At 60.9% G+C, this 12,529-nt stretch carries 9 protein-coding genes; 4 read left to right on the top strand and 5 right to left on the bottom strand.

Translation table 11 applies throughout. The features are described 5' to 3' along the window. Nucleotides 1-95: 95 nt before the first annotated feature. The gene (locus AB4Z24_RS20690) at nucleotides 96-1,067 is read left to right on the top strand and encodes a hypothetical protein (RefSeq protein ID WP_441711253.1); all 972 of its coding nucleotides are present in this window, start codon (nucleotides 96-98) and stop codon (nucleotides 1,065-1,067) included. 50 nt (nucleotides 1,068-1,117) lie between these two features. On the opposite strand, the gene AB4Z24_RS20695 is transcribed toward AB4Z24_RS20690, so the two are convergent. From AB4Z24_RS20695 to AB4Z24_RS20705, 3 genes are all read right to left on the bottom strand, one after another. Further along, nucleotides 1,118-2,560 carry a hypothetical protein gene (locus AB4Z24_RS20695; RefSeq protein WP_441711255.1) on the bottom strand — a complete coding sequence of 481 codons (1,443 nt, stop codon included), beginning with the start codon at nucleotides 2,558-2,560 and terminating at the stop codon, nucleotides 1,118-1,120. 30 nt (nucleotides 2,561-2,590) lie between these two features. After that, the gene (locus tag AB4Z24_RS20700; RefSeq protein WP_441711257.1) at nucleotides 2,591-3,988 is read right to left on the bottom strand and encodes a glucosaminidase domain-containing protein; all 1,398 of its coding nucleotides are present in this window, start codon (nucleotides 3,986-3,988) and stop codon (nucleotides 2,591-2,593) included. Between the two features lie 193 nt (nucleotides 3,989-4,181). Then, the gene (locus AB4Z24_RS20705; protein WP_441711259.1) at nucleotides 4,182-4,922 is read right to left on the bottom strand and encodes an SDR family oxidoreductase; all 741 of its coding nucleotides are present in this window, start codon (nucleotides 4,920-4,922) and stop codon (nucleotides 4,182-4,184) included. 386 nt (nucleotides 4,923-5,308) lie between these two features. Between AB4Z24_RS20705 and AB4Z24_RS20710 the strand changes: the two genes are divergently transcribed. Together AB4Z24_RS20710 and AB4Z24_RS20715 are read left to right on the top strand one after the other, a co-directional pair. Beyond that, nucleotides 5,309-6,130 carry a TorF family putative porin gene (locus AB4Z24_RS20710; protein ID WP_441711261.1) on the top strand — a complete coding sequence of 274 codons (822 nt, stop codon included), beginning with the start codon at nucleotides 5,309-5,311 and terminating at the stop codon, nucleotides 6,128-6,130. Between the two features lie 250 nt (nucleotides 6,131-6,380). Then, nucleotides 6,381-7,136, top strand: coding sequence for a hypothetical protein (locus AB4Z24_RS20715; RefSeq protein ID WP_441711262.1), 756 nt, complete (start codon nucleotides 6,381-6,383; stop codon nucleotides 7,134-7,136). Nucleotides 7,137-7,194: 58 nt separating this feature from the next. Here AB4Z24_RS20715 and AB4Z24_RS20720 read toward each other — a convergent pair whose 3' ends face one another. Both AB4Z24_RS20720 and AB4Z24_RS20725 read right to left on the bottom strand, forming a co-directional pair. Further along, a complete protein-coding gene (locus tag AB4Z24_RS20720; RefSeq protein ID WP_441711264.1) occupies nucleotides 7,195-8,127 on the bottom strand; it encodes a ribonuclease T2 family protein in 933 nt (310 codons plus the stop codon). A 58-nt stretch (nucleotides 8,128-8,185) separates the two neighbouring features. Further along, complete coding sequence (locus tag AB4Z24_RS20725) at nucleotides 8,186-9,589, bottom strand: M20/M25/M40 family metallo-hydrolase (protein WP_441711266.1); 1,404 nt, start codon at nucleotides 9,587-9,589, stop codon at nucleotides 8,186-8,188. A 151-nt stretch (nucleotides 9,590-9,740) separates the two neighbouring features. Here AB4Z24_RS20725 and ppdK point away from each other — a divergent pair, with 151 nt between their 5' ends. After that, nucleotides 9,741-12,452 carry a pyruvate, phosphate dikinase gene (ppdK, locus tag AB4Z24_RS20730; protein ID WP_441711268.1) on the top strand — a complete coding sequence of 904 codons (2,712 nt, stop codon included), beginning with the start codon at nucleotides 9,741-9,743 and terminating at the stop codon, nucleotides 12,450-12,452. Nucleotides 12,453-12,529: the final 77 nt, after the last annotated feature.

Consider the following 12,529-nt stretch of genomic DNA (forward strand, 5'->3'; position numbering starts at 1 on the left):
AGGCGTCGATCTTGCGCCACAAAATCAACACGCCGGGGGCGTCGTGTGCAAGCTCTTTAGGACAATGGGGAATAAGGCAGCGCCGAGGGGGAGTTATGCGTCGCGTCATCGCCGTTCTCGGCATGGTTTTGATGGTTGTCCTGCCGGCTTTTGCGCTCGCAAAGCCGATGAAGGAAAAGCCGCCGAAGCCATTTCAGAATACCCAAGAGCTGCTCAAATGGATCAACGACTACCGCAAAAAGCCTGAGCCCCAACGCGCGCCGGAAGCCGTGAAGGCGATGTCGGCGCTGGGCGCGATCAGGGAAATCGATCAGGCGGGCGTCTATATCGGCTTTACCGCCGGTGTGCTTGGTGCCAATCCCGATATTGCCGACGAACTCATCGCGAAGATGTTCCCGCTGCCGCCGGAGGATCAGGTGCTCGTCGTCAAGGCGATCGCCTATTCGGGTCTTCCGCGCTGGCGCGACACCATGGCGAAATTCGTCGAACGCATGCCGGCGCGAAAGGTTCTGATCGACAAGTACATGTTTGGCAACAAGCCGACCCTGACTGCGCTTTCGATCAAGGACGATGCCGGCGTCATCGATTTAAACTGGGGCTATTACTTCGCAACGGGCTGGGAAGCACCCGTCCGCCGCATCGTCGCAGCGCTCGAACTCTCGCTCGATAAGGACAAGGTGGATTTGTTGACGACCGGCGCGATGGCGAAATGGACGCTCGCGCAGAATGCCTCGCGCAATGAGGATCTGCTGCTGCTTCTGAAGAAGATTTCGAACGACAGTGATCCGAAGCTCAAAAAGCCGCTGGGCGAAGTCATCGACGCCGCCGAAACGTTGGAGCTGTCGAAGCTGCGCAAGGACGCGCTCGCATCGATCGACGAACTAAAGGCCAAAGGGCCGGAAAGCCTTCGTAACTACAACTGGTGGGGACAGGCTGGACAGACGGTGTTCGCACTCGGCTGCGTCGCGGCGGGCGTGATGGGGCAGGTCGAAGCCGGCATTCCCTGCGTGCTCGGCGGCGCAGCTTCGACGGCCGCTCTCAAATATCTCGCGCCGTCTTCTGAATAGGGCTTAAGGAAAAAAAATCGGCAGCGCCCGGAGGATTGCCGCCAGCGTGTTCAGTCGTTCGGGCAGTTGAACTTGGCATCCGACAAAGCCGCGTCTTGCGTCGGATATTCACCGATAACCTCAGCGCCAACGGCTTCGGTGCGCGCATAGGCGTCGAACATCGATTTTTCGAAGCCGTCGACGATCGTCAGTGCCGTGTACTGTGTTTCGGCGCCGGAATGCGAGCGGATGAGCAATGTTTTTGTGCCGCCGTAGCTCGCGGTAAGCACTTTGCACGGGCCAGCAGGCGCCGACTGTGCAGCCTTCGCGGCAGCGCCGAGTTCGGCTGGCAGCGGGCCGCCAAGCCGCGAAGGTTCTTCGCGACTTGGAGCAATCTTGAATGTCGGAAGCCAGGGCAGCGAAAAAAAGCCGGACGATGCCGCTGCCGTTTGTTGAACGGCGGGCGCGGCCGCCGGGGCCTCGCTCGTGCCATTGTTTTCAGCAGGCAATTGCCGCTCCACAATGGTCGTGCTTGCCCATGAGGCGTCGGCAAGCTTTGGTTCCGCACGAGCGGCAGCGCTCTTCTTGCTCGCCTCGTGCTTCGCCCGAGCGGTTTTCGCGTTCGGAGATTTAGCAGCGACAGACGGCTTCGGTTTCGATTTCGACGCCGGCTTGCCGCCTTTCGCAGCGGCTTTGCCGGGAACGCCGGTCATCCCGGTAGCCGGAGCCTGAGGCGCGGCCGGATTATTGAGCCCCGCTTCCGGCAGATCTTCCGGTTTCGGACCACCAAGGCCTGACGGCGGCCGGAACGGAGCGCGCCATTCGCTGCGCATTGGCAGCGGAGCGGGAACGGCTGCGTCTTCGGTGGAAGGCGCTGCAGGATCGCAATAGCGCTTCTGATAAAGGCCAGCGACGAAGTCGATCGATTTGCCGTAAGCGCGATCGGCTGCCCAGCGTCGCGCGAGGTCGCCGAACGTCACGGGGCGTCCGAGACGCCGCGACTGCGCAGCAATGTCGTCCTGGTTTTCGCGCGTGCGCTTCGCCACCGGTGCCGCGAGGCGATCACCCGAATAGGCGACAAGGTGCTGGATTTGCGCGTGCACGCCGGTCTTTATGTCGGGAAAGAACTCGCCGCGGACACCGCCGCCGGTCGCGCCGATACCGGCGAAGTTGTTTTGTGTTTCCCAAACGTCGCCGCGCTTCCCGTCTTCGCGACGGAACTTCAGGTAGTTCGTCTCGATCGCCATTTGGAAAAATGCGTAGTCCCAACGCACGCGCCAGCCTTCGCCGTAGTACTTGTACCAGTGGGCGATTTCGCGGTAGCGCGGATCGACGTTGGGATTGCGTTCGCCGAGAAACGCCATGAGCCGTTCAGGCGTGACGCAGGCGGGGACTTGGTTGGTTTCGCTCGTTCGAATGGGCGGAGCGGCGTGAGCGCCATCGATTGCTAACGCAAACGATGCAGACGCTAAAGTGCAGGCAAAAATACGCAACACAAGCGACTTAGTCGCCATTCAGTTGTCCTTTAAAATCACGTGTTGGAATCAGCCGTCGGGGCAGAGCTCGAAAGCTTTGTCGAGGGCCTGCGAGGGATTGGAGAATTCGCCGACAGTCTCGCCGCCTTTTGCGTAGGCTGCGATGTAGGCGTCGGCTTCCCGCTTTTCCGATCCTTCATTGACATCGAGGACGGTGTAATTGTCTTGGTGATCGGCGCGCGCGCGGATGATCACCGAATGACCGCCGCCATAGCTTGCCGTCCAGACTTTGCAGTTCGGCTTGACTCCGGCGGGCGGCACCATGATTGCGGCCTTCGTCGTGGCACCGGACGTGACGGAGGCTTTCGTTCCAGCGCCCAAAGCGGCGGTCTGGATCTTCTTGGTCGAAGTCTTCTTCGCGGGTGCCTCGGAAGGAGCTTGATCAGCTGGCCCGCGCGTGTCGGCCGTTGCTGCGGCTGCACCCGAATTGGCGTTTGCCGCAGTCGACGCATCGTCAGTCGGCGCGACAGCGTTGATGATCTTGAAGGACGTCGGCGCCTGGTCGGCGACCGCGGGCTCACCGACGGCCGGTGTCGTATCCGTTGTGGGGATCAGCGATTCAGCGCCGAGACCCGAACGGACGAAGGACCCTGATTTGCGAGCTTCTTCGACGGCGCGGCGGGCGAGATCGGCGCCGGAAAGCTGGGCACCCGGCTTGGCCGGGTCTTCGGCCATAGCCGTTTCGACCGGTGCACTCTGATTGTCGGAGTCTGCCTTCGCAGGTGCATTACCCGCCTTGGCTGCCGCCATGAGCTCGGGCTTCGGATCGGAACCCTTGCACGGGCTGCCGTAGAACGCTTCCGCGAGACCCGCGATATCCCGGGCGTAATGACGGGAGGTCGGCGCCCACTGCTTGGCGAGCTGCGTATAGTCGATCGGACCGTTGAGCGATTTCTGCCAGTCCGTCAGCACGCCCCATTCCTGGACCTTGCGCGTGCGCTCGGCGACCGGATTGTCGAGATGTTCGCCGGCATAGAGCAGGAGGTGCTGAAGATGAGCTTTGACGCCTGTGCTGACGTCAGCAAAGCTTTCGCCGGGAACATGCTTGCCCGTGGCGCCCATGCCGGCAAAGTTGTTCTGCTTGGCGGAGACGTCGCCTTTGAAGGTCAGATTGCCCGTCTCGAGCATCATCTGAAAGAAGGCAATGTCCCAGCGAATCTGGAGTTCGTTGCCGACACGCATGTAATCCGCGGCAATTTTTTCGAATTTTGGATCAATGCCGGGGTTGCGGCTTTGCAAAAAGCCCATGAGCCGTCCCGGCGTGGCACACGCAGGAACCTTGTTTTTGGCGCTGAGTTTAACCTGAGGAAGATCCGCTGCCTGAGCCGGCAGAGACATAGCAACGGCAGCCAAAGGCGCGGTTGCTGCGATGACGAACGCCAACGGCGCTCGAACACGGCCAATCATGGATACACCCTTGAACACGCGGCACCCCCGTAAAGGCGCCCAACAAACCATTAAGGTTCGTAAGCGCTTAACGTTAATAAAAAGTTGATAAACCCCCATCGGGTCGCGAATCCGAGAGTCGCGGACCAATTAGGCCGTATTGAGAACGATGCGCGGTCAGATTGCGGCAGGGGCGAGCGGTCGCGGCGTTTGGTTACGTCAAATGCTGCCCTCCATCGAGGGCGATCATCTGTCCGGTAAGTGACGGCGTGGCGAGAATAAACCGCACTGTCGCCGCGATTTCTTGGGGCGATGCGCCCCGTTCGAGCAGCGTCGACTGGCTCTCGCGAATGAAGTCGTCGTCGCTCTGATGGATGCTCCGCATCACGGGGCCAGGTCCAATGGCGTTGACGCGGATGCGGGGCGCGAGTGCCTGGGCGAGCGTTCGCGTCGCCGTCCAGAGACCGGCCTTGGAAATCGTATAGGAGAAGAATTCGGGCGTCAGGTTCCAGACGCGCTGATCGATGATGTTGATGATGTTGCCCTCGCAACCTGATGGCAGACTCGCGGCCATCGCTTGCGCGAGAAACATCGGCGCTTTGAGATTGATGGCGAGATGAAGATCCCAGGTGCCGTCCTCGAGGCTCTGGATCGTGTCGGGCAGGAACTCCGAAGCGTTGTTGATGAGCACCGTCGGCGGGGCAAGGTCGCGGACGACGTCCGCCAACAGCTGGCGCGGAGCATTGGACCCGGCGAGATCGGCGCGGAAAGATTTTGCGCGTCCGCCACTATTCTCGATTTCGCGGACGAGGCTCTCGGCTTCGTCGTCCGATTTCCGGTAGTGGATGGCGACGGTCCAGCCGTCACGCGCAAGGTCCAGCGCGAGCGCCCGGCCGATTCGCCGTGCGGCCCCGGTAATGAGAGCGGTCGGTGTTTCGTTCTGATGTTGGTTCATGATCACTGTTTTTCGCGAATGGGGAGTCGGACTTTGTGCTCCATTGAGCATACTTGGCTTCGGAGGGCGACAAGTCTGGCGCACCCGCATCAGGGGGGCTGAAAATACGATGGGCTGACTGGCGACATTTTCAGCATTTTGGTGATGCCAGGACGAGGCCGAGATCGCTTATCTGATTAAAATCAAGGCAAAAATTCAAGTGTCGGCATCGAATCGCAGCACCGTTGCCATGAGGTGACATCGTCAGCGTAAGTCACAAAGTATGACGCATAGGGACTTGTGTGATTTGCGGGAAAAAGTTTTTCTAACTTGGAGCGGCAGAGAGAGTCGCTGCGTCCGCATAGAGCGGGGCAGCGAGCCGTAGATCTGGGACGGGGGTTTGTCTTATGAAGAATCTAAAGGGTTTCTTGGGGGCTGCCGGTTTCGCCGCGATTGCTGCGATCGGTATGTCTTCGGCTGCACTCGCTGACGACGATGGAGAGCGGAAGTTCGGCTACTCGATCACCATTACGGGCACGAGCGACTATATCTTCCGTGGTATTTCGCTCAATAATAACGATCCGGCCTTCCAGCCGTTCATCGAGTTTACCTACGGCACGCCGAATCTCACTTGGTATCTCGATTTCTGGGGATCGAACGTCCACGATGGTCTCGGCGATCCATGGGAATTGGACATATATGCTGGCGTCAGGCCTGTAACGGGACCAATCAGCTGGGATTTGGGCGTGTTGTACTATTCAAACCCAAGCCACGGAGTCTCGCAAATCAATCCGACGAACGCCGGCACGGACTATGTCGAATTCAAAATTGCGGCGACGATCACACCCATTACAAACCTGAGCCTGACCGCCGTTGGATACGCAACGCCAGACGTCGGCTTCGCCTCGCCGGTAACGGAAACGGGAGAGTTCGACGCGGCTTACACGCTTCCTGCTTGGGGCATATTTACGCCGACGCTCAGCGGCGCGGTCGGTTATACCCATGCCGAAAGAGACAATACCTTCGATGCCTTGTGCACGGATAGGTTTGGCGGCACATGCAATCCCGGCACTGACTCCTACGTCTACTGGAACGCGGGCGTGAAGTTGACCGTAGACAAGTACTTCATGGACTTCCGGTACTGGGATACCAGCATCAGCAAACAGGACGACCCGAATGGTTTCGCCGACGCCCGTTTCGTATTCCAGGCTGGTGTAAACCTCCCGTAATCGAGACGACCTATCCCGTCGCCGTTATAAACCGGGGCCTATTCAAGGCCTCGGTTTTTCGCGTTAGGCGCGTTTGCAATTCGAAGACCCAGGCAGGGCTGCTAGGCGGCCCTGCTGGCGGAACGGTGATTCGCTGGTGCGCCCAACACTCCAGAGTTTTCACCAGCGGCCTTAAGACCGTTACTTGAGAAATCGCGCAACTCAGGCCAGAGATTGAAGCGATGGGTTCTGGTCATCTGCGGCTCACTCCGTGCTCATATTCGTCTTCGCGCTCGTAATCCTGACCACCGTGATCGCCGGCAAGGTCTTGGTGCCGCGTTTCCTGACGCACCACGTCCGGCTGGCGAACGCGCCCGACCAGCCGCGCGCGTTTGGCCGGGACATGGCTTGGCTCGCCATTCAAACCGAAAACAGTGACGCCGTGGCTGCAGCGCTCGGATTGACGGGCTTGCGCCCCGCGAACTGGGATTCGGGCATCGGTGCGATTTACGATCCCGAAGTCTCGGACGGACTGCTTTTCATTTCGCCGCCCATTCGAGGCTGGACGATCATCGCCGGAGAATCGCTGCCGCTGCCCGCCGGTTCCCCGTTTATCGACAAGATGACGCCGCTGCTCAGGCATCTGGGTAAGCAGTTTCGGGGCGTGCAGTACTTTGCGTCCTTCCCGATCATAGACTTCTACGCCTGGGCGCGCGTCGATAAGGGGCGCCCCAAAAGATCGTTCGCGATAGGCGAGGGAGGCGTCGTCTGGGATTCCGGCAAGCCGACGTCTGAGGAAAGGCGGCTGGGACTATCCTACGTCGAGATCAGGGGCATCGCCGAGCGTCACGGTGATCTCGGCGGCCAGCTGTTGCTGCATCCGACCGAAGAGAACGTCTTCGCCGTCGCTGCCGGTTGGAGCCTCAATCCGATGGCGCTCGAGGGCTTTACGCAGCGCCGCAGCGTTGGCTGGATTGCCGACGCGCCGCGTTCATGGCGCCCCGAACGCGCCCGTAGGGTGGCCTAGCAGCCCGCGATCCAGCGCAGCGTTCGCAATCCGCCCCGGCCGACTTGAAAGCTCGCGATTATTGGGCGCGACGGCCGTAATCGTAATCCATGCGTGGCCCTGGAAGCGGCGACGATCGATCGATTGGCGCCGGGTCGCGGTTCGTCGAACCCGACTGCCCGCTCTGCCAGTTATTGTCCTTCGTCGAACGCGCCGGCGGAATGAAAACCTGGTTGGCCGTGCAGAGCCTGCGCCGCGTTTCGTTCTGGCCGCATGAGCGTGGCTTGCCGTCTTTCGAGAGGCAGAACCGAACTTCCCTGAGGCTTCCGCCCGCGCCGCCGCAAACGACCGCGAGCATGTCCGGCCGGAACTGCGGATTGGCGCGCAGGAACTCCCGCTCGACGTCCGCGGCCGACACGATCTGCGATTCGAAGGGATTACGAAACCGGTCGGGTATGGAGATGCTGTCGAACAGCCGGTGGGCCGTCGCGAAATATTGCACCGGGTCCATGCCCGAGCACGTTCCATGTGTGCGGTACTCGTGAATCACGAGTCCACGGCTCGGCATGATGTCGAGCATGTTGGAGATGACGGGCTCAGGCACGAAGGGGCGTCGCGACAGCCGGCAATTCGAAGGGTAACCGCTTTCATACTGCGGCCATAACCCGTGCAGAACGAAGGAGTACCGGCGTCCGTCGCGGCGATTGCATTGCGTGTCGTCGTCACGCCCCTGATCGGCGCAGTAAGTCGGGCTCCACGAAAGGACGAGCGCGTAGTAGTCGAACTTGCCGGGCTCGTCTCCGCCGTAGCCGTCGCGGTCCGATCGCGAGCCGTAATCGTCGTTGTCCGCCCGTCGGTTCGAGCCGCCCGAGCCGGAGCTCGCGCCTGTACTGCTACCGCTCGAGTTCGTGCTCGGCGAAAGCGCCGTCCGCTGCTCGGCGACGAAATGCGCTATGTAGAATCCGAGGAGCGCAAAGACCAGGATCGTGAGCAGGAGATGCGGTCTCAGCATTTCATTGTCTCGGTGTTTTGAGTTCCAGATACTGTGTCAGGCCGAATGACGCTGCAGCCTATGCCGATTGCTTCGCCAGCGCCGCAAGAATGCGCACCCAGCTGCGCGCGCCCTTCTCGAAACTTCGGACGTTGTACTTTTCATTCGGTGAATGAATGCGGTCGTCGTCGAGGCCGAAACCGATCAGCAGGCTGTCCATGCCGAGCGCATCGCGGAACGACGAGACGATGGGGATGGACGCTCCGCTTCCCATCAGGACGGCCGGTTTGCCCCATTCCTCTTCGAGTGCCTTCGCGGCCGCGCGCATCGACGGATCGCCCGTGTCGAACATGATCGCGCCGGAACCGTGATGGCCGAGCCAGGTCGCCTTGCAATCCGCAGGAATGAGCGTCGCGACGTAATCGCGGATGGATTTCATGACGTGTTCGGGATCCTGTCCCGAAACCAAGCGGCACGTAATCTTCACGGAAGCTTTCGCCGGGATCACCGTCTTCGAACCGACGCCCTGATAGCCGCTCGTAACGCCGTTGAATTCGAGCGTCGGCCGCGACCAGAGCTGTTCGATGACAGACCGGCCCTTCTCGCCTGCTGGCGCCGACAAGCCGACGGACCCGAGAAACGATGTTGCTCTAACGCCGAGGGATTCCCATTGCGCTAGCTGATCCGCAGTCGGTTCTTTGACGCCGTCATAAAAGCCCGGAACGGCCACCTTGCCGGTGTTGTCATGAAGCGCGGCCATAACCTTCGCGAGAACGCGAATGGGGTTCGCGACCGGGCCTCCATAGATACCCGAATGAAGGTCGCGCGACGGCCCCGCGATGATGAGTTCGTCGCCCACGAGGCCGCGCAGCATCGTCGTGATAGCGGGCGTATCCTTGTCCCATTGCCCCGTGTCGCAAACGAGCACGAGATCGGCCTTGAGTTCGTCTCCGTGCGCGGCGAGGAAAGCCGGCAGTGACGGCGACCCGCACTCTTCTTCGCCCTCGATCAGCACCGAAACGGCAATCGGCAGCTCGCCCGCAGCTTTCTTCCAGGCTCTCGCCGCCTCGAAAAAGGTCATGAGCTGACCCTTGTTGTCTTCGGCCCCGCGAGCGACGATCACGTCGCCGTTCCCGTCCTCTTTGGCAATGCGTGGCTCGAACGGCGGCGTCTTCCACAAATCCAGCGGATCGGGCGGCTGCACGTCGTAATGCCCGTAGAACAGCACGTGCGGCATTTTCGGATCGCGACTAAGTCGGTCATGGGCGACTACCATCGGATGACCGCTTGTTGGCACAACCTTGGACTCGGCAAATCCGATGTCCTTGAGCGTCGCCGCGCACCATTCGGCGGCTTTGACGCAGCTCGCCTTGTAAGCTGGGTCCGTCGAGACGCTGTCGATCCGCAAAAGCTCGAATAAGCGATCGAGACCGGCCGATTTCGATTTGCCGAGGGTGTCGAGGACGGTTTCGAGCGTGCTCATCGTGCTAGACTTTCTGGCTTGTTGGGCGGCTGGCAGGGGAACTGGATACGAAAGCTAGGAATACCGGGTCTCATTTGCTATGGCACCTCTCCCTGCGCCGATCACTCCTGACGAGAGTGGTAGGCAGCATGAAGACCGCATTGGAGGTCTGATGGCACAGCCAAACGCCGGCGGCAAAAAGAAATGGGTTTACGCGTTCGTGCCCGGCAATGCCGAGGGCAGCGCCCGCATGGCAGAACTCCTGGGCGGAAAGGGGGCCAATCTTGCCGAGATGGCGTCGCTCGCCCTTCCGATACCGCCGGGATTCACGATCACGACCGAGGTCTGCAAAGCCTTCTTTGCCGCAGGATCTACCCTGCCCGAAGCCCTGAAGGGCGAGGTGATGCAAGCGCTCGAAGCCATCGGCAATACGGTTTCGGCGAAATTCGGCGACGAAAAATGTCCGCTGCTCGTTTCCGTTCGATCCGGCTCGCGCGCGTCGATGCCCGGCATGATGGATACGATCCTGAATCTCGGTCTCAACGACAAGACGGTCGAGGGCCTGGCGGAGCTGACGCACGATGCGCGCTTCGCGTTCGACAGCTATCGCCGCTTCATACAAATGTATGGCGACGTCGTGCTCGGCGTCGATCACGGGGCATTCGAGGACATCCTCGAGAATTTCAAAAACCTTAACGGCTTCGCCGCCGATACCGACCTCGACGCCGACGCGTGGCGCGAAATCATCGCCGATTACAAGGCCGCCATCGAACGCGAGCATGGCGCGCCGTTCCCGCAAGATACGAGCGAGCAGCTGTGGGGCGCGATCGCGGCGGTTTTCGACTCCTGGCACAACCCGCGCGCCGAGACTTATCGCCGGCTGCACGACATTCCCGATGACTGGGGAACCGCCGTAACCGTTCAGGCCATGGTGTTCGGCAACCTTGGCGACAATTCCGCGACTGGCGTTGCATTCACGCGCAATCCATCGAACGGCGAGAAGGAAATCTTCGGCGAATATCTTCCGAACGCGCAGGGCGAGGATGTCGTGGCCGGTATCCGGACGCCGCATCCGCTGACGAAGAAAAGCACGATCGGCACGCCGGAGACGTCGCTCGAAATCGCGATGCCTGAAGTCTTTTCAGAGCTTCGCAGAATTTTCGATCGCCTCGAGCAGCACTATCGCGACATGCAGGACGTCGAGTTCACTATTCAGCTTGGAAAGCTGTGGATTCTGCAAACGCGCGCGGGCAAGCGAACCACGGAAGCAGCGCTGAGGATCGCCGTCGATCTCGCAGCCGAAGGCCTCATCACTCAGGATGAAGCAATCCTGAGAATAGAGCCCGCGCAGCTCGACCAGCTCTTGCATCCGGCGATTGACCCGGTAGCCGAGCACGACCTCATCGCCAAAGGGCTTCCGGCGTCGCCCGGAGCCGCTTCAGGTGAGATCGTTTTTCATTCGGAGATGGCTGAGGCGCTGAAGGCCAAGGGGCGAGATGTCATTCTCGTCCGTTCGGAGACAAGCCCCGAGGACGTCCATGGCATGCACGCGGCGGTCGGTATTCTGACGGCGCGGGGTGGAATGACCAGCCACGCCGCCGTCGTCGCACGCGGCATGGGGCGCCCGTGCGTATCGGGCGCTGGTACGCTCAGGATCGATGCCAACGCCGGCATCATGCGGGCCGGCGCTCGCACGTTCAAATCCGGCGACGTCATCTCGATCGATGGCAGCTCGGGCCGCGTTTATGCCGGCAAGGCAAAGATGCTGCCGCCTCAGCTTTCCGGCACGTTCGGCACGATCATGGAATGGGCTGACAGTACGCGCCGCATGAAGGTGCGCACGAATGCCGATACGCCGCGCGATGCCCGTCAGGCGCGCTCGTTCGGCGCGGAAGGCATCGGCCTCTGCCGCACCGAGCATATGTTCTTCGAAGAAAAGCGCATTCTCGCCGTTCGCGAAATGATTTGCGCGGAAGACGAGGAGGGCCGCCAGCAGGCGCTCGATAAACTGCTTCCTGTCCAACGCGCTGATTTCGAAGAGCTGTTCGAGATCATGGCCGGACTCCCCGTGACGATCCGGCTGCTCGATCCGCCGCTTCATGAATTCCTGCCTCACGAGGATCGCGAGGCGGCGCAAGTCGCGGCGGCCCTTGGCATGGACCTTATGCGCCTCAAGGCACGGGTCGCCGAGCTCGAGGAGTTCAATCCGATGCTCGGCTTTCGTGGCTGCCGCCTCGGCATCAAGTTCCCCGAGATCACGCGTATGCAGACGCGTGCGATCTTTGAGGCAGCCGTCCACGCTCACAAGAAGACAGGTGAGGCAGTCCGGCCCGAGATCATGATCCCGTTCATCGCCTATCGGCGCGAGTTCGACATCTTGCGCGAGGTGATTGCCGAAACGGCGAAAGCCGTCGAGACGGAAACAGGCGTTTCCATCTCCTATGACATCGGCGCGATGATCGAGCTGCCGCGTGCTGCGCTCCGCGCGGCCGACATTGCAGCGGAGCCGTCAGGTGCCGACTTCTTCTCGTTCGGAACCAACGATTTGACGCAAACGGTGCTCGGCCTGTCGCGCGACGATGCCGCGCCCATACTGTCGAACTATCTCGAGCACGAGGTGATTGCGACCGATCCGTTCGTGTCGATCGATCAGTCGGGCGTCGGCGAACTCGTCAAGATCGGCGTCGAGCGGGGCCGTTCCGCCAAACCTGATCTGAAGACAGGCATCTGCGGCGAGCACGGCGGCGATCCGAAATCGATCAGCTTCTTCGAGACAGCCGATCTCGACTACGTGTCCTGCTCGCCATATCGCGTGCCGATCGCGCGTCTCTCCGCCGCGCAAGCCACGATCCGCCGGAGACGCCGCGAGCAGGAGGGTTCCTAGAGCAATTCCAGCAAAAGTGTGCAGCGGTTTTGCGTCCGGAATTGCGTCAAACAAAACGTAGAGCGTCGGTCCTGATT

The sequence above is a fragment of the Hyphomicrobium sp. 2TAF46 genome (assembly GCF_052114865.1).
GTDB lineage: Bacteria > Pseudomonadota > Alphaproteobacteria > Rhizobiales > Hyphomicrobiaceae > Hyphomicrobium_B.